General features: G+C 69.3%; 12 protein-coding genes. All 12 read right to left on the minus strand.

All coding sequences use genetic code 11. The features are described 5' to 3' along the window. Positions 1-63: 63 nt before the first annotated feature. On the minus strand, positions 64-1,008 hold the full coding sequence (gene tagQ / locus C167_RS0112815) for a type VI secretion system-associated lipoprotein TagQ (protein WP_017518683.1): 945 nt from the start codon (positions 1,006-1,008) through the stop codon (positions 64-66). Positions 1,009-1,092: 84 nt separating this feature from the next. Beyond that, positions 1,093-2,841 carry a formylglycine-generating enzyme family protein gene (locus tag C167_RS0112820; protein WP_017518684.1) on the minus strand — a complete coding sequence of 583 codons (1,749 nt, stop codon included), beginning with the start codon at positions 2,839-2,841 and terminating at the stop codon, positions 1,093-1,095. Beyond that, positions 2,834-4,033 carry an FtsX-like permease family protein gene (locus C167_RS0112825; RefSeq protein WP_017518685.1) on the minus strand — a complete coding sequence of 400 codons (1,200 nt, stop codon included), beginning with the start codon at positions 4,031-4,033 and terminating at the stop codon, positions 2,834-2,836. The genes C167_RS0112820 and C167_RS0112825 overlap by 8 nt, the downstream gene beginning before the upstream one ends. Beyond that, entirely contained in the window at positions 4,033-4,749 is a 717-nt protein-coding gene (locus tag C167_RS0112830) for an ABC transporter ATP-binding protein (protein WP_026078999.1), read from the minus strand. Before C167_RS0112830 ends, C167_RS0112825 begins: the two co-directional genes overlap by 1 nt. A gap of 2 nt (positions 4,750-4,751) precedes the next feature. Further along, positions 4,752-7,844 (minus strand): serine/threonine-protein kinase, encoded by a 3,093-nt coding sequence (locus tag C167_RS0112835; RefSeq protein ID WP_017518687.1) that lies wholly within the window; start codon positions 7,842-7,844, stop codon positions 4,752-4,754. Further along, complete coding sequence (locus tag C167_RS0112840) at positions 7,841-8,572, minus strand: PP2C family protein-serine/threonine phosphatase (RefSeq protein WP_026079000.1); 732 nt, start codon at positions 8,570-8,572, stop codon at positions 7,841-7,843. The genes C167_RS0112835 and C167_RS0112840 overlap by 4 nt, the downstream gene beginning before the upstream one ends. Then, complete coding sequence (gene tagF, locus C167_RS0112845) at positions 8,572-9,222, minus strand: type VI secretion system-associated protein TagF (protein WP_017518689.1); 651 nt, start codon at positions 9,220-9,222, stop codon at positions 8,572-8,574. Before tagF ends, C167_RS0112840 begins: the two co-directional genes overlap by 1 nt. Next, a complete protein-coding gene (gene tssM, locus C167_RS0112850; protein WP_017518690.1) occupies positions 9,219-12,725 on the minus strand; it encodes a type VI secretion system membrane subunit TssM in 3,507 nt (1,168 codons plus the stop codon). The genes tagF and tssM overlap by 4 nt, the downstream gene beginning before the upstream one ends. Continuing rightward, positions 12,722-14,056 carry a DotU family type VI secretion system protein gene (locus tag C167_RS0112855; RefSeq protein WP_017518691.1) on the minus strand — a complete coding sequence of 445 codons (1,335 nt, stop codon included), beginning with the start codon at positions 14,054-14,056 and terminating at the stop codon, positions 12,722-12,724. The genes tssM and C167_RS0112855 overlap by 4 nt, the downstream gene beginning before the upstream one ends. A 3-nt stretch (positions 14,057-14,059) precedes the next feature. Next, positions 14,060-15,394, minus strand: coding sequence for a type VI secretion system baseplate subunit TssK (gene tssK / locus C167_RS0112860; RefSeq protein WP_017518692.1), 1,335 nt, complete (start codon positions 15,392-15,394; stop codon positions 14,060-14,062). An 11-nt stretch (positions 15,395-15,405) separates the two neighbouring features. Further along, a complete protein-coding gene (gene tssJ / locus C167_RS0112865) occupies positions 15,406-15,909 on the minus strand; it encodes a type VI secretion system lipoprotein TssJ (RefSeq protein ID WP_017518693.1) in 504 nt (167 codons plus the stop codon). Between the two features lie 45 nt (positions 15,910-15,954). Next, positions 15,955-17,403 (minus strand): type VI secretion system-associated FHA domain protein TagH, encoded by a 1,449-nt coding sequence (gene tagH, locus C167_RS0112870; RefSeq protein ID WP_017518694.1) that lies wholly within the window; start codon positions 17,401-17,403, stop codon positions 15,955-15,957. Between the last annotated feature and the right edge of the window lie 5 nt (positions 17,404-17,408).

Here is a 17,408-nt window from a genome sequence, read left to right on the forward strand (position 1 = left end):
CCCCCGCCGGGCCAGGCCCGGCGGGGGGAAGAACGGCGGCCGGCAGGAGCCGGACGCCCTGGCTTACGCGTTCGGGCAGGGAACCGGCGCCCAGTCGCCGATATCCGGGTTCTTGCACATGCCGTTGACCTGGCTGGTACCCGCCGCCGCTACCTGCTGGCTCTTCACCTGCTTGGCCTGGGCGTCGCCCAGGGCGCGCTCGGTGGTGACCGCCTCGGCCGGAACGACCGGCAGCTTCTTCTGCTGGGTCTTGGTCTTGGTCTTGGTCTTGGCCTTGGTGGGCGAAGTGGTGGTGCTGCTGGCCTGGGCGACGGTGGCGACGTCGGCACGCTTGACGCCCACGGTCTGCAGGTCCTTCTCGTAGGCCTGGGTGTAGTTGCTCAGGTCTTCACCGGCCTTGCCGCTGACCGCGGTGATCAGGTCGTTGGACTCCTTGAGGCCGGCGACGATTTCAGCCAGGCGCTTGCGGCCTTCTTCGTCCTTGATGGTGCCGGCCTTGCGCTGCTGCAGCAAGGCGCTGAACTGCTGCTGGTAGCAGGACTGCGAGGCCTGGGCGTAGGCCACGCTGCGGTCGATGTCGGCGGCGCTCTTGTCCGCGTCGGCGGCATAGGAACCCAGGCGCTGGTGGTCGTCGGTGATCTGCTTCTGCTTCTCGGTGTAGTAACCGGCGGCACCGCCGACCAGCGCACCACCGGCAGCGCCGATGGCAGCGTTGCGACCACGGTCTTCGCTGTTGCCCACCAGCGCGCCGGTCAGCGCGCCACCCACAGCTCCGATCACGGCGCCGGTGGCGACCGATTTGGTCATGTTGGAATCGGTGTCGCGCAGGTGCTGCACCGGCTCGTAGCAGCTGGGGTAGTACTCGACCTTGGTGCTCTTGCCGATCTGCGAGACCGGCGAACTGGAGCAGCCGCTGAGCAATACAGCGACACAGGTGAAGCTGGCGGTGGCCAGCGACAGCGCGCGGCGGCGCGGTTGCAGGATGACGGGATTAGCGAACGATTGCATGTCTGAGCTCTCTGCTGGGGTTTGACCACCCCGGAACGGCGGGTCGCCGACCGGGTTCCTTCTGTACATGCCTGGCATCGGTGGTCATGGCTTCGGTACGGCCGATGCAAGCAATTCCTTCAGGACCGCCTCCGGTTCCGCGCGCTGTTGCTGGCGGTACTGGCCGACGTGCCTGACGAACAGGGTGGCGCGGGTGACCAGGCTCTTGCCGATCACCGGCTTGCGATTGAGTTCTTCCTTGATGCGCTGGAACTGCGCCTGGATCACCGCGTCGGTGTAGCGCGTGCCGGTGGCCAGGTTGTCGATGTAGATGGCTACGGCGCCGTTGAGCGCGCTGCTGCCGTTCTCGATGGCCTGGCCGAACAGCTTGGCGCTGGCGGCGTCCTTGGCCTGCTCCGCCTGCTGCTGGCTCTTGCGCAGGTTGGTGAGGCGGATGTTGTAGTTATTGATGGTTTCAGCCACCAGCGCCGAGGACTGGATCAGGTTGCCGGCGGCCTCTTCGCGCTGCCGGGCGATCAGCGCGACGTTGCGCTTGAGTTCCTCGTTGATCGTGCCCAGTTCGGCCTGCAGGTGCGTATCGGTGGTCGCGGCGATGATGCCGTCCAGGCGCTGGGTCGGGTCCTGGGTGTCGTCGATGGCATCGGTCAGCCCGGCCAGGCGCCCTTCCTTCTTCCATTGCTCGAAGAGCTCCTGGTAGCGCGAGCGCGGCGCCGACAACGCACCAATGGCCACGCGGAATCCGGTGGTCTCGTTGCGCTGCTCGGTGCCGTCCGGGGCGAACAGCGGGTACTCGCGACGCATGCCGGTGAACAGCGTGCCCTCGCCTTCCAGGTAATTACCGCCCTTGACCACGAAGCCGCCATAGGTGCCCTGCAGGCGACCGGCATGCACCAGTTGGAAGGACTCCTGGACCATCTCGGCGGCATTGCCGATCACATCGAACAGGCCGATCGGATTCGGCTGCCGGGTACCGATGGGCATGAGGCGCGCCGCCTGGCCGGTGCCGCCGGCCACCTGGTTGAACACGGCCCAGTCGGCGAGCGGTCCGTCGTTGTCACTGCCCTCGACCCGGCGCGGGAACAGCCGCGCCTCCAATTCCTGCCGCGATACCGCCTGGGCACCGCGTGCGGCGAACTCCCACTCGACCTCGGTGGGCAGACGGACGAAGCCGAAGCCGCCATCTTCCTCGCTCTTGCCGCGGCCGCTGACCGGCAGACGGTCGCGCTGGTACTTCATCAGCCAGGCGCTGTACACCGCGGAAAAGCGCTCGGCCTCGAAACGCGACAGCTTCACCTTCGGCAGGCGCCCGGCAACCCCTTCGGGCAGGTTCAGTGTCTCGCAGGCGGGCGCATCCTGCCCCTCGGCCAGCGCCTGGGCCTGGGCCATCACCTGGGCGTACTGGCGCGCGGTCACCTCGTACTTGCCGAGGAAATAGAACATCGGCTTGAGCGGCTCGCCCTTGCCCGATTTGGGCAACTGGCCGGCGATGGCCTTGCTCCATTCCGCCGGCAGGTCGCCGAGGCTGAACTGGCCGTTGATGTACTCGCGGCGGTAGCCGGAAATGAACGACTGCTTGTAGCCGGGTTCGCCCTCGCTGAACGGATAGCCCAGGTTGACCTCGCGGTCGTCCAGCGCCCCCTTGGCCAGTACGTAGACGTAACGGAACACCATCTGGCCGCCACAGGGCAGCGGCAGCGCCACGTCATCGGCCAGCGGCTTGGGATTGTTCAGCTTGTCGCCCTCCTCGGCCAGCACGAAGGGCGCCGCCAGCAGGGACTGGACGGCAAGGGCAATGGGGGCCAAGGCCAGGACAGCACGGCGCCATTCAGACATCTCTGACTCCTTGAGCAGCATCGATTCGGCAGGTGCGCCACCCGCCGAGCAGCGCCGCCAGCAGGCTGGCCGCGAGCACGGCGAGGACGGCAATGAGGTAGTGAACGGGCAGCAATTGCGCGGCATGCTCGCCCGGCTGCGCCACGAACAAGTGGTTCAACCCGCCCTGCGCCAGGCGGTACACCAGCGCCGACAGCAAGGTGGCGAAGGCTGAGCTGTAGAGCGCCTGCAACACCACGAAAGCGAGCAGCGCCGAGGTGCCGAAACCCACCAGCCGCAGCACCGCCAGCTCGCGGCGCTTGCGCTGCACCGCAGCCAGCGCGCCGGCACAGATAGCGGCGAAGGCGCCCGCCAGGGCCAGGGCGGCGATCAGCCAGAAGACCAGCGTCAGGTTGCGCGACAGCGAGCGCACCCGCTCGATAGCGGCGGCCTGGGTGAAGACCTCCACGCCCTGCTTGGCAAAATGCAGGCGCAGCGGTTCGACATCGTCCAGGCTGCGAGCGTAAAGCCGGAACGCCGGGTAGATACGCTTCGCGGGATCGCCGGTGGCCTCGCCGGGCCAGCCGAAGGCCTGCACCGCGCGGCCATCGCGGAAATTCTCGGCGGCTTCCAGCAGCGCCGGCGCGGCGAACAGCCCATCGCGGCCGAAGGCCCCCAGCGGCAGCACGCCGATCACCTGCACGGCCATCGCACGGGAACTGTCGCGGCCGGCGTTCTGCCGGGTCAGCAGCGCCTGCAATGTGTCGCCGGCGCGCACGCCGAGCTTCTGCGCCGCGGTGTAGCTGAGCAGCACCTGGGTCAATTGCGCGGGCACCGGCAGGCTGCCGAGCAGGGGGTCGCCGGCGGCGGTCGGGATCATCTCGGCGGTCAGCGCCTCGCGTCCGGGCTGCGACAGTTGCACGCTGGCGGCGATCTGCCGGGTGCGCGGCACGGCGAAGGCCACGTCCGGGCGTGCCGCCAGCGCGGCAACGTAGGCCGCATCGAAGCGCCCACCGCCCAGCGGGATGATCTCGCGCACGCCCGGGTCGCGCTGCAGGCGCTCGGTGAGGCTGCCGACCAGGCCGAACTTCAGGCCGAACAGCACCAGCAGCGGCACCAGCACCGCCACCAGGGCGAGCACCGCGCAGGCGGACAGGCGCCAGTCGCTGCGGTAGTCCTGCCAGGCCAGGCTGGCGACCAGGAACAGGCGCATCAGGCGTGTTCCTCCAGGGTTGCGCAGACGCCGCCATCAGGCTCGCGCCGGCAATCCAGGCGCAGGATGCGCAACCCGGCCTCGCGCGCGGCCGCCTCGTCGTGGGTTGCAATCACGCAGCAGGCCTGCTGTTCGCGCACCTGGTCGAGGAACAGCGCGAGCACCTGGCGGGCGTTGAGCGGGTCCAGCGCGGCGGTCGGCTCGTCGGCCAGCAGCAGCGCCGGGCGATGGGCCAGGGCGCGGGCGCAACCGACTCGCTGGCGCTGGCCGACCGACAGTTCGGCAGGCTTTTTCTCCAGGTGGTCGTGGATGTCCAGGCGCCGCGCCAGGCGCTCGACGCTGCCATCATCGGCCAGGCCCAGCAGGCGCCGTGGCAGCTCGATATTGCCGCGTACGCTGAGATAACCGAGCAGCCCGCCGGTCTGCAGCACGTAGCCGCAGTGGCGGCTGCGCAGCGCCGCCAGGGTGCTGCGCTGGCCGGTGCGCCAGAGGTCGGCGACGGCGTACACGCCCGCCCCTGCCCGCCAGTCGAAGCGCGCCGCCTGCTGTGGCGGCGCCACCAGGGAGAGCAGGTCCAGCAGCGTGCTCTTGCCGCTGCCGCTGGCCCCCACCAACGCCAGGCGCTGGCCGGGCGCGAGGTCCAGGCACGGCACGTCCAGGCGGAAACGCTGCGCGCCCTGCCCCCGGATACTGCTGACGTCACGCAGGCTGAGCAGGCTCATGGCAGCGTCGCCAGCGGTACACGGTACAAGGCGTCGCCCGGTTCGGCGGCGCCGAAGCGGACCCAGTTGGCCGTGTCGTTGTGGAAGGTTTCGTAGAGGCGGATCTTCGACTCCAGTTCGTCGATGAAGTCCTGCTGCTCGGCCACCGACAGCGACAGCCAGAGGTCCTGGGTCATGCCCAGGACCTTGCTGCGGTACGGCAGGCCATCGAGGTATTCGCCCAGCAGGCCGCCCTTGGCCAGGTTGCCGCCCTGGCGCAACGCCGACGGGTCGCGGCTCATGTAGGCACTGGCGCTGGCGATCTCCTGGAAGAAATCCTTGGGCGAGGTCTGCGTCTTGCGCGCCGCATCGACGATCAGCTTGAGCGACTGCTGCAGCTCGTTGAGTTGCAGGCGGGTCAGCAGCGCGCACACCTGGAAGGCCGGCAGCGCCGGGTTGCTCAGGTCGCGGTCGGCGGTCCAGGCGCTGACCAGCTGCGGGCTCTGTGCCTGGGTCTTGCGGCCGAGGAAGTCCATGTGCATGGCGTAGCCGATGGCCGCCGACTTCTGCGCAAGACTCGGCGCGCCGTCCAGTTGCGGCGCAGCGCCGGGAGTGTTCCCTCGCACCTGGTGGACGAGGTCGGCGAACACGCTGCCGATTTCGTCCAGGCGCTGGCCGAAGCGCTGCACATCGCCGCCCGGCACCGGCACGTAGAGGTCGCCGATGCGCGGGTTGGCGTCGGCGGTCAGCGTGCGGTACTGCTGCTCGGCCGCCGCATGGTTGTTCGCCCCGGCCGGCGTCAGCAGGTGCAGGGCATACAGGTGGATCTGCTTGTTCAGCGCGGCCTGGCGGACTTCGGCCTCGTTCATGCGCGTCGAACTGTAGGGGTCGCTCTTGCGCAGCGCGCCGGCGTCGCTGACCACCAGCACCACCCGGCCGCCGTAGCCACTCCAGTCCATGCCGTCCACCGCCTGCATGATGCCGGCGAAGGCGTCTTCGTTGAACGAGTGGCTGGACACCGTGGTGGCCTTGATCTGCCCGGCCAGTTGCAGGAAGCGCGCGGGATCGCGGCCTTCCTCCAGCGGGATCAGGGTCTTGCTCAGGTACTCCAGGCCCGGCGTCTTCTGCGTGTTGTTGCGGAAGCCCACCAGGCCGAAGCTCACGCTGTCGAGTTCGCCGCGCTCGGCGAGCTTGCCCTGCAGGCTGCGCACCACCTCGCGGATCTGATCGATATAGGGCTGCATCGACACCGAGGTGTCCACCACCAGCACGATGCCGGTGCGGAACGCGTCGGCGGCGGCAGCCTTCAGCGGCTTGCCCTCCAGTGTGCTGGCCGCCTGGCTGCCGGGGTCGATGGAGGCGACCTTGAGCATCTGCACGATCTGCCCGTTCTCATCCATGCTCTCGCGCGACTCGAAGATCGGCAGCAGGTAGAAGCGGTCCTGCGCCACCGCGCGGGTGGCCGGCTCCAGCGCCAGTACCTGGCTGTTGTCGCTGGCGTCGGCCTGGGCCTTGCGCAGCAGGCTGCGGGCCGCGTTGGGGTCGGCGATCAGTTGCTCCAGCAGGCTGTCCTGGCGCAGGAACATCACCGGCGCCCGGCCGGAGCGTTCGGTGAACTTGAGCACCAGGCTCTGCTTCCAGTCGGCCCCTTCGCTCGCCGGCAGCCAGCCCAGCGCGCGGCCATCGCTGGCGGCGCTGACCTGCAGCCAGTCCTGGCCGGCGACGTTGCGCCGGGCATACACGTACAGCACGGAGAACGCCGGCAACGGCTGGCTGGCGCCCTGCCCCGGCTCGCTGTGCAGCTGCGCGCCAGGCTTGGCCAGCACGCGCTGGTACAGCGTCTTCTTGCCGGGGATCAGCAGCGGGTGCTCGCCGGCCAGCGACTCGTCGGCCGCCCGGGCATGGCTTGGCAGGCCGGACGTCTGCGGCGTGGCACTGGCGAGCGTCTGGCCCGGCGCCTTGTCCCTGGCGTTCTGCTGGTCGATAGCCACTGGCGCCTTGGCCGTGCGGCCGAGCCACCAGTAGCCGGCGCCACCGACACCCAGTGCCGCCGCCACGGCCACGGCGAGCAGCGCCAGTACCGGGCCCTTGCGTTGGCCCGATGACGCTTGCGCGGACGATTGCTGCGGCGAGCGCGCAACGGCAGCCGGCGGCGGCACAACTGGAGTTTTTGCCGCCGGTGCGGACTGGGGAATCTCGATCGACACCGCCTGCAGGCCACCCAGCTCGGTCGGCGTCGGCTTGGCCAGCGGCACCGGGTCCGCGACCATCATGGGGACCACTGGCAGTGGGCGCACCACGGTAGCGTCCAGGTCGGACGCCGGCAGCGCATCGAGAGCGGCAAGCAGCTCGCCGGCGCTGGCGAAGCGTTCGCTCGGCTCCTTGGCCAGCAGGCGCTGCAGCAGGTGCTGGTAACGGCCGTGGTGCAACGGCAGCTCCGGCAGCGGCTGGGTCAGGTGCGCCAGGGCGGTGGACAGGGCATCGGTGCCCAGGTAGGGCAGCTCGCCCACGAGGATTTCGTAGAGCACCACGCCCAGCGAATACAGGTCGGCGCGTCCGTCGATGTCCAGGCCGCGCGCCTGCTCGGTGCTCATGTAGTTGGGCGTGCCGACGGCGAAACCGGCCTGGGTGAACTGGGTGCGGTCATCCAGCGATTTGGCGATGCCGAAGTCCGAGAGCACGGCGGTGCCGTCCGCGCGGAACAGGATGTTCGCCGGCTTCACGTCTCGGTGGATCAGGCCCTGGGCGTGGGCGTAGCCCAGCGCCGAGGCGATCTGCCGGACATAGGCCAGGCCCTGCTCGGGGCTGAGCCCTGCGGCGATGCGTTCGCGCAGGGTGCCGTTGGGCAGGTATTCCATGGCCATGTAGTAGTGCTCGCCGGCGTTGCCGATGTCGTGCACGGTGACGATGTGCGGGTGCGACAGGCGCGCCAGGGTCTTGCCTTCGCGCAGGAAGCGCTCGCAGAAGGAGGCGTCGGCGGCCAGCGCGGGCGCCATGATCTTCAGCGCCACCTTGCGCTCCAGCGAGCGCTGCACGGCCAGGTAGACGGTGGCCATGGCGCCTTCGCCGATCACGCTGTCGATGTCGAAACCGGGGATCTTCAGGTTCATGCCAGGGGTTCGCTTGCCTTGATGACGATGGCGGTGATGTTGTCCGGGGCGCCGCGGGTCAGGCCCAGGTGCACCAGGCTGCGCACCACCTGGTAGGGGTCGGCGTGTCCGAGCACTTCACGGATCTCATGGTCCTCGGCGGTACGGGTGAGCCCGTCGCTGCACAGCAGCCAGGTGTCGCCGGGGAGGATCTGCACTTCCAGCGCGGACAGTTCGAGCGGGTCCTGCACGCCGATAGCGCGGGTGACGATGTTCGCTCGCGGGTGCACCCGCGCCTCGGCCTCGCTGAGCAGGCCGCTGTCCTGCAGTTCCTGCACGTAGCTGTGGTCGCGGGATATCGGGCTCAGCTCGCCGTCGCGCAGACGATACAGGCGGCTGTCGCCAGCCCACAGGCACAGGCCACGGTCCGCGCGCACGGCCAGCAGCACGACGGTGCTGCCCATCATGCTCACACCGCGCTGGCGGGTTTCTTCGCGCACCGCGTCGTTCACCTGGGCCAGGCCCTGGCGCAGCGCCGCCTCGTAGTCCTGCAGCGACCCGGCCGGCGCGATGCGCCGCAGCGAGTCGACGATCAGGCTGCTGACGTAGTCGCCCGCCGCGTGCCCGCCCATGCCGTCGGCAACTACCCAGAGCCCGTCCTCGGGGCGATCCAGGTAGGCGTCCTCGTTGATCTGGCGGACCAGGCCGACATGGCTGTGCGCCGCCGAACGGTAGTCGAGCATTGCCATCAGCACGACGCCTCCCGGCCCAGCAGGAGCGCCGCGAAGCGCTCGGCGGCCGGCAGCCCGTCGCAGCGCAGCAGACCCGGCGCGACCTGCTCCGAGCCGTTGCCCCACCACAGGCTGGCACCGTCGCAGGCGCGCTCGGCCAAGGCCGCCAGGCGTGCCGGTGCATCCAGCGCCGCCATGCGCTGCGCGGCCGACAGCGATCCGCAAGCGGCGGCAGGCTGTTGCGGCAGGTCCGGCAATGCCTGCACTGCGGCTTCGAAATCCTCGAAACGCGCGCCCTCCTCCAGCGTGGCCAACAGCGCCGTCTCGACGGCATCGAACCAGCCGTCGGCGGCCTGGGTCGCCGACAGCGACTGGTGCGCAGGCAGCACGATGGCGACAGTCAGGGGGAAGTAGCGCCCGACGCGGTCGATGCTGGGCATCAGCACCCCCGCCGCCGGAGCGCCGCCACAGACGCCCGGCGCCAGGACGAAGCGCCACAACGGGCTGACCAGGTATGCCTGCAACCAGGCCTCGCCCAGTTGCCGCTGGCCTGCCTGCAGACCGGCGGCGAGCCAGGCGTCCCAGGGTTGCTGGAAGCTGGCGGGCAACCCGCGCCCCACGAAGTCGCCGCGGCTGGCGATCTTGCCGTAGAAACCCACTGCCGTCATAGCCGCTCCGGCAGGCTGAAGCCGGCTACCGCGCGGCTCTTGAAGGGGTTGAAGGCGCTGTTGGCGCGCAGCTCGTAGGCGATGCTCGCGCTGTCCACGCGCAGGCGCAGGTTGAAGCGATCCGGCGAGCCGCCGCCCACCAGCTCGGACTGGTCGAGCAGGCGGAACCAGGCCCACGGGCCTTCGACGGTCAGCGCCGAGCGTCCGCCCGTCGACGGCGGCGACACCGACAGGCGCACGGCGCCGATGCTGTTGGGGTTGGGCCACTGCATGGCCACCGGGCGACTGGGACCGTGGTCGTAGCTCAGCTGCTGGCCGTCCAGGTCGAGCAGGAACTGGCTGACCGAAGCGTCCATGGTCACCGGCTTGAGTTCGAAGCGCACGCTGGGTTGCAGGCCGCCGCCACGGAAATACACGTCGCGGATCAGTGCCGCGCGCTGGAACGTCTGCAGCACGCCCGGCGCGATACCCAGCTTCTGCGCCGCGCCCGGCTGCCAGCGCCAGGTGGGGCTGGAGGTATCGACGTAGGGTTGCAGGTAGCGACGGAAGTAGTTGTCCATCACCCCGCCGACGCCGAAGAACTGGCCGAAATCGTCGAGGGTGGCGTCGCGGGAACTGCCCGGCACCAGGGGATAGCGGCCGCTGAGGGACTGCCGCCAGACGTTCACCACCTCGCTGGTCCAGGCAGCGTTCAGCTGGTTGCGCACCCCGCCCATCATGGTGTTGGTGGTCGAGCTGACCACCGACTTGACCAGCCCCTGCACCACCGGCGGCTGGCGCTCGGCGGCCAGGCTGACGCGCGCGGCGGCGGCGCTGGCCTGGTTCTTCGCCTCGCCCAGCAGCGCGTCGCCACTGGCGCCGACCATGGCGCTGACCTGCACGTAGAGCGCGTTCATGTCCGCCAGCAGCGCATCGATCGCCATGGACGAGCCACCCTCCTGGCTGACCAGCGCGGTGAGGTCGGCGAAGTGTGCGCTGACCGGGTCCTGGCCCGCGGGCTGCGCTGCGGGACCCGCGCCCTCAGGCGCCTGGCCCAGTAGCGAGCCGAGTTTCTGCTTGAGCTGGTCGACGCCAGCGTCGGCCTTCTTCACCTGCGCCGCGACGGCCGGGTCAGCCTGCTGCAGGTCGGTTTCGTGGGCCACCGCCAGCAACAGCTTCTTCAATGGCGAAGTCGGCCCGGAGATCACCCGCAGCACGTCGGCGGCCTGCGCCACGCTGGTGATGGGCACGAAGTCGATGTCCGCCAGCAGCGCATCCCATTGCCGCACGTAGTCCTGGAAATACAGCTGGCGCACTTCGGCGGCCAGGGTCAGCGCATCCTCGGCGTCGTTCAGCGAATGGCCCAGCACCCACTGTTCCTCGGCCAGCACGCCGGCCTGGTTGACGCTGGCCAACAGGAAGGCCTCGCGGTAGCCGCGCAGGGTGAAGAAGCCGCTCAGCGGTTCAGCCAGCGGCTTGCCGCTCTTGCGCACGAATACCAGCGCGGCGTCACGGCCGGCGGCATCGCTGAGGCGGAAATCCTGAACCCCCTCCGGCAGCTTCTGGCGTTTGACCCGGTCATACACGCGCTGCGCCACCGGCAGGCGTTGCAGTTGCTGGCGCAGCTCGTCGATCAGGCGCTGGTCCAGGCGTGCATCCGGCGGGCGCCGTTCGAACAGGGCCTGCAGGTGCGTGTTAAGCGCCTGGCGCTGCTCCACCGGCAGGTCGCGCGGCAGGCTCTGGTCCCAGTCCAGGCTGATCCAGGCCTTGAGGAAGTCCGGGTCGTAGTGCGAACCGTCGCCGAGCATCAGGTAGGCCTTGAGTCCTTCGTAGAGGTAGTCCGAGCCGCCCCCGCTGCGCAGTTGCTCCTCGACGCGGCTGACCAGGCGCGGGGCGAAGGTCGCCACCAGCAGGCGGCGGTACACGTTGCCGGCCTCCTCGTCGAGCATGTCGCCCTGGTACAGGCCCAGGCCTTCGGCCATGCCCGGCGGGTCGCCGGCCAGATGGCGCACCGCGTCGAGCAGCGGCAGTACCGCCAGCACGTCTCGCTGGGCCGGGCTCAGGTTGCGTACGCTCTGCTCCAGCGGCGCGGTCTTCTGTCCGACCTGGGCGATGTAGGCCTGGTTGGCGCGGAAGCTGAGCAGCCACAGCGTGCCCACCACCAGTACCAGCGCCACGCTGGCGGCCAGCGCGCCGATGGCCATCCATTTGCGCCGCCGCTCGACCTTCGGGTCGACGCCAACCAGGCCGCGCTCGGCGAAGGCGACGTCAGTGAACAGGCGATGGAGGAAATAGCTGCGCCCACTGCCGTTCTGCCGTGCCAGGTGTTGCCGGTCCAGATTCATGCTCTGGGCCATGGCGCCGATCAGGCGGTCGATGGGGCTGCCTTCCTGGGTGCCGCTGGTGAAGTACAGGCCGCGCAACAGCGCGCGCTCTTCAAAGGCATTGGGCTTGAACACCCCGCCGAGAAACTCCTCGAGCATCGCCTTGAGCGCGGCGAACTGCTGCGGGAAGCCGTAGATCAGGTCGCGCCGTGCGGGGTCGCGCTCCTGCTGCAGGCGCTCGACCAGGCGCTGGTTGAGGCGCTGCTCGAGCGCGGCGAACTCGCTGCCGAAGGCCTGCAGCGGGCCGCCGGCCTGCTGGCCGTCGTCCAGGGCGAAGGTGAAGCCCCACACCTGGGCGCGCGCCTCTCGATCCAGGTCGTCGAAGAACTCCATGAATCCGGGCACCAGGTCACACTTGGTCAGCATCACGTAGACCGGGAAACGCACGCCCAGCTGGGTATACAGCTCCTGCACCCGCGCGCGGATCGCCACCACGTGGGCCGCGCGCTCCTGCTCGCTGGCCTGCAGCAGGTCCGCCAGGCTGATGGCGATGAACGCGCCATCGATGGGTCGGCGTGGGCGCTCGGTCTTGAGCAGGTCGAGGAAGCCAAGCCAGGCAGCCTTGTCGACCTGGGCATGACTGTCCTGGGTGGTGTAGCGGCCGGCGGTATCGAGCAGCACGGCCTCATCGGTGAACCACCAGTCGCACTGGCGGGTGCCGCCCACGCCGCGAATGGCGCCGGCGCCCAGTTGCGCAGCGAGCGGGAAGTTCAGGCCGGAATTGACCAGCGCGGTGGTCTTGCCCGAGCCCGGCGGACCGATGATCACGTACCACGGCAGCTGGTACAGGTTGCGCCGCTCCGCGCCGCCCAGGCGCGCCTTTTTCAGCAGCGCCAGGGCCTCATCCATGCGCTGGCGCAAGGTCGCCAGCTCCTCGGCGGTGGCCACGCTGGCCGCATCCGGCGAGGTCTCGGCCGCCAGGCTGGCGAGCATGCGTCGCTCCTGCCGGCGCGCCTGCAACAGGCGCCAGAGGCGCCAGCCGAGCCACAGGCCGAACAGCAGGACGATCAGCGTCCAGCGGCGCCAGGCCGGCACCAGGGCGGTCAGCAGCGGGCCGATGAACCAGATGATCAGGCTCAGGGCGACCAGCCCGAGCACGGGAATCACCCAGCGGGTGACGAATCCGAACAACGACTTCACTCCACGCCCTCCGCCAGTACCGTGATTTCAACCCGACGGTTCTTCGCCCGTCCCTCGGCGGTGGCATTGGAGGCCACCGGCTCGGTGTCGCTCAGGCCCTCGGCGCTGAAGCGTTGCGGCTGGCCGGTGCGCGCCGCGAGGATCTGCAGCACCTCCTCGGCACGCGCCCGCGAGAGTGCCCAGTTCGACGGGAAGCGCAGGGTGGCGATGGGACGGTTGTCGCTATGGCCGGTAATGCGCACCTGGCCGTTGATCCTGCCGATGGCGTCGGCGATGCGCCCCATCAGCGGCTGGAAATCGTCCTTGATGCTGGCGCTGCCGGAGGCGAACAGTTCGTCGCCGCGGATGGTCACCACCGAGCGATCGACACCGTCCTGCACGGCCACGCGGTTGGCACGGATATCCTCGGCCAGGAAGGTCGCCAGGCGCGGACGCTCCACCACGCGCGGCTTGACTACCGCGGGTTCGATGCTCTGCACCGGTACTTCACCCAGTGCGTGGATCTGCCGGAACACCGGCTCGGCGTCGGCGGCGAGCTTAAGGCGAAGGCCGAACAGCAGCAGCAACAGCAACGCCAGCGCCACGGCCAGGCCGACCCACGGCGGCACCAGGCGCGACAGGCGATCGGGCATGACCTGCACGCCGTGCCAGTGCGGCGACAACTCGCGCTCACGCTCGCCGCGCACGCTCCGCAGGGTCGCCGCGGTGCGCTCGCGCAGCGCTTCGAGCTGGCTGCGGCCGTCGTGCATCACCCGGTAGCGGCCTTCGAAGCCCAGGCTCATGCAGAGGTACAGGAGCTCCAGCAGATCGATGCGCTCGCGCGGGCTCTGCAGGCAATGCTCCAGCAGCTGGAACACCTTTTCGCCGCCCCAGGCCTCGTTGTGCACGGTGATCAGCAGGCTCTGCTTGCCCCACTCGCTCGCGCTGCCCCAGGGCGTGCTGAGCACCGCCTCGTCCAGCGCGGTGCACAGCGCGTAACGAGCCAGCAACACTTCGTTGCGGGCGACGCCGGCGGCCTCGGCGCGCTGTTCGAACTGGCGCAGGTAGCCGAGCAGTTGCGCGCGCAGGCTGGCCGGCGCCGGGTGCGCCAGGGTGCTGCGCAGGCGGGTCAGCAGGCTGAGCAGCGACCCGGCGGCCTGTTCCAGCGGGTTCATGCCCTGGGCCTGCCCCGCCGGCAAGGGCGCAGCCGCTACCGGCAGCGGCGCGGCAGGTGATGGTGCGGCGGGCTGCGGCGCGCGGCCGCCGGGTCGCGGCATGAACTGGGTGCGGTCGTTGCCCAGCGGATTGGGGCTGGCGTTGCTGCTCGGCCAATCGTCGTTGTTGACGCTCATCGCTTATCCCCGGATCGCCCAGAAGGCCAGGTTCAGGCCGGGGAAGTCACCGGCGACATGGAAGGCGAAGCCACCGGATTGCGCCAGTTGCTTCCAGTGCTCGCTGCCACGGTCGAGCTCGTAGTAGGTGGAGCCGGCGTGGAAGGGGATCTGCCGCGGGGCTACCGGCAACGGCAGCAGGCCGATGCCGGGGAGCTGCAGGTTGACCAGGTCGCGGATGTGCTCCACCGAGCCGATCTTGCTCTGCTGGCCGAACCGGCCGCGCAGGGTTTCCGCGGGCATGTCGGCGCGCACCACGAGGACGAAACTCGCCGTGTCCAGCAGGCTGCGGTCGGCGAGCAGGCCGACGTGGATGCCGTAGGCCTTTTCGACCAGCGGGATAGGCACCGCCTTGCTGTCGATGAGCATCGACAGCGCCTCGCGCAGGGCCTGCATGACCGGGGTGAAGCTCATCACCAGGTCGTCGTGCTGGTACACCGGGAACTGCGCCGGGCGGCGCTCGGCGCTGGAAAAAGTGGCGAACTCGCCGGCCAGGGCCAGCAGTTCGCTGAACAGGCGCTCCGGATGCAGCGGCGTGATGCGCGCCAGGTGCGCCACCAGCGGTTCGGCGCGGTTGACCAGTTGCAGCAACATGAAGTCGGCGATTTCCGAAGCGCCACCGGCGCTGGAGGCAACCACCCGGCCGGCCAGCGCTTCACCGCGCTGATGGAGCAGGCCCAGCAGCTCGCTGCGAAAAGCAGCCAGCGGCTTGCTCACGCTGACGTCCAGCAGCGGCGGTATGTACTGCTCGTCCAGCACCAGGGAACGATCGGCGCGTTTCTCCTGAACCCGTGCCACACCCAGCGCGGCGTAGTCGTGCAGGCCGTCCGCGGTGGTGAGCAGGCGCAGCGCGCGCTCGCCCACCGCGACCGGAATGCGGCTCTCGAAGGCGGCGTTGTCGTCGCGCACCTCGCGCACCTGGCTGCGGTAGCGCGCACCACCGGCGGGCTCGCCCGCCTCCACCGTGTCGCGCACGCCGGAGCGGCGCAGCGGCAGGGTGAGGTAGATCACCCCGTCGCGCAGGCCGTCCTCGATGTCCAGCGGTTCGGGAGCGACGTCTTCCTGGGGAATGTTGAACGGCGTGCCGTCAGGCAGCAGGCCGCGGGCCGTGACGATGGCCAGCTTGCCCTGGGCCAGCAGGCCGGCGTCGAGCTGGAGCTCCGAAAAGCCCCAGCCGGCGGCGGACAACGGCCGGCTGCGGGCGTCGATGAGGCTTTCCAGGTAGCGGTCGTGCTGCTGGAAATGCTGGGTGCCGATGAACATGCCTTCCGACCAGATCACGCGGTTGTTCCAGGACATAGGGGCTCCGTTTAGCGAGTGTCGGGACGGGAAGGTTGTTCGAGGGCCACCACACGAACGGCGTTGGCGCCCAGCTCGACGCGGTAGCGGCTCGCTTGCCCGGCAAGGGGCTGGAGCACGCTGCGCCATTGCGCGCGGTCGAGGTCGCGGTAACCGACCATCAGCGCCACCTGGCGGGTGGCGGGTTCCAGGCGGCGGGTCAGCTCGCGCTGTTCGCCCGGCTGCAGCAGCCAGTCGTCCTGGGCAACGAGATCAGCGCCCAGGACGCTGGCGGCCTGTTCGGCGAGGCTGAAATAGTCGGCGCGTTCGAAGTGCGCGGCACTGCGCAGCTCCAGCAGGCGCACACGCACCGGGGCACTCTGGCCGTCAGGGGTTGGGTTGAGGCGGCTGTCGGCCTGCACCAGCAGTGTCAGGCGGGTGCCCTCCTCGGGCGCCGGCGACACGCTGGGCGTATCGCTGGAACAGCCACTGCACAGCAGGGCCAGGCCCGCTGCCAGTAAAACCTTTCGAATCATCCTTGTTCCTCGGTAACGCGCTTGTTTCTTCCCTGATCGACCGGCCTAGGGGTGGCGCAGGCGGGCGATGTGTTGCTCGTAGGCGCGGCCGAATTCACGGCCGAACAGATCCTGGAAATCGTCTTCGGCTTCCCGTGACAGGGTCGCGTACAACTCGACGAACTGCTGCCAGCTCTGCGCCTGGCGGGCGCCCGGCAACAGGCTCGACAGCCCGCCGCCCTTGCCCATTCGCGCCTCCAGGGCGCGAGGTTCGAAGCGGGCCAGCAGGTGCTTGATCGCAGCCTCGACCCCGGCCATCACTGCCAGTTGGTGCGCACGCAGATCGTCGAAACCATCGCGAACCGCCTGGTCGGCCGGCATGAACGCCGGGCTGCCGCCGCGCAGCAGCAGGAGCAGCGCCTCGTCGGCATTGGGCGCGAACTTCAGCGGGTTGTTCTCAATCGGGCGCACCAGGGTCTGCTGCATGCGGAACTCGCCCTTCAGGCTGCTGCGCGCACGCAATACGTCGATCAGCCCCTCCACCATCAGCCGGTAGCTGCGCCCGATGGCTTCCATCTGCGCCGCGGCCTGCCGCTTGTCCAGGCGCAGGCGCTCGAGGCCGGCGCCGCGCAGGAAGGCCTGCAGCAGTTCGTCGTGGTTTTCCGCCGGGGCGGAGCTTGTCGCGAGGGGGGCTTGCTCGGTCTGCGCAACCGGCGCGGCAGGTCGCTCGACCGGCGGCACGACAGCGGATTGCAATGGTTCAGGAATGGGCACGCCCAATGGTGACGCCGGCTCGAAGGTAGCAAAGGGATTGCCTGCTGCGGGTGTGTCGCCCAGCAGGTCCCAGTCCTCGGGGATCAGGCCGCCACCCGCGCCCGCCAGTTGGGGTACGCCGGGCGCTGGCGTGGGCATGGCCGGGGGCGGCGGCAGGGTTGCCGCGGGCGGACGGAAATCGTGGCGCTCCGCCGGCACATGGTCGGATACCGGCGCAGGGCTCGGCGTCGAGGGGGCGAGAAAATCGAACAGGTCGGGCAGGGTTTCCTGCGGGGAAACGCCCTGCAGATGCGCCGATGCCGATGGGCTGAAAGGGGTATCCGGGATCGGTGTGGGGGTCGACTGGTGGGCGGCCATCAGCGCCTCGAAGCTGTTCGCCGAGTCCGCCGCGGCAAAGGGCGAAGCGCCTTGCGTCAGGCCGGCCTCGATGCGCGCCTGGATCTCGTAGTCACCGATACGGATAACTTCGCCATCTTCCAGAAGTTCACTGCTGCCACGGCGCATGCGAACTCCGGCATTGACCAGTTCGACACCGTTCGTGCTGTTATCGGTAAGGAAGTAGCGCCCATCTTTATATTGAATGAGGCAATGTCGCGAAGAAACCAGGCGCGCAGGGTCCGGCAATACCCAGTCGTTATCGGAATTACGGCCAATTGCCATCACGCCGGTATCCAAGGTCATTTCGGGACATTGGCCGGGGGTGATCTTGTGATAACTGGTGATGGTCAAACGCAGCGCCATGTAGC

This window comes from Pseudomonas nitroreducens TX1 (genome assembly GCF_000313755.1).
Taxonomy (GTDB): Bacteria; Pseudomonadota; Gammaproteobacteria; order Pseudomonadales; family Pseudomonadaceae; genus Pseudomonas; species Pseudomonas nitroreducens_A.

Bases quoted from the DNA above. Each gene is read 5' to 3' on its own strand.
- tagQ (WP_017518683.1), bottom strand. From the start codon at position 1,008: ATGCAATCGTTCGCTAATCCCGTCATCCTGCAACCGCGCCGCCGCGCG.
- C167_RS0112820 (WP_017518684.1), bottom strand. From the start codon at position 2,841: ATGTCTGAATGGCGCCGTGCTGTCCTGGCCTTGGCCCCCATTGCCCTT.
- C167_RS0112825 (WP_017518685.1), bottom strand. From the start codon at position 4,033: ATGCGCCTGTTCCTGGTCGCCAGCCTGGCCTGGCAGGACTACCGCAGC.
- C167_RS0112835 (WP_017518687.1), bottom strand. From the start codon at position 7,844: ATGAACCTGAAGATCCCCGGTTTCGACATCGACAGCGTGATCGGCGAA.
- C167_RS0112840 (WP_026079000.1), bottom strand. From the start codon at position 8,572: ATGGCAATGCTCGACTACCGTTCGGCGGCGCACAGCCATGTCGGCCTG.
- tagF (WP_017518689.1), bottom strand. From the start codon at position 9,222: ATGACGGCAGTGGGTTTCTACGGCAAGATCGCCAGCCGCGGCGACTTC.
- C167_RS0112855 (WP_017518691.1), bottom strand. From the start codon at position 14,056: ATGAGCGTCAACAACGACGATTGGCCGAGCAGCAACGCCAGCCCCAAT.
- tssK (WP_017518692.1), bottom strand. From the start codon at position 15,394: ATGTCCTGGAACAACCGCGTGATCTGGTCGGAAGGCATGTTCATCGGC.
- tssJ (WP_017518693.1), bottom strand. From the start codon at position 15,909: ATGATTCGAAAGGTTTTACTGGCAGCGGGCCTGGCCCTGCTGTGCAGT.
- tagH (WP_017518694.1), bottom strand. From the start codon at position 17,403: ATGGCGCTGCGTTTGACCATCACCAGTTATCACAAGATCACCCCCGGC.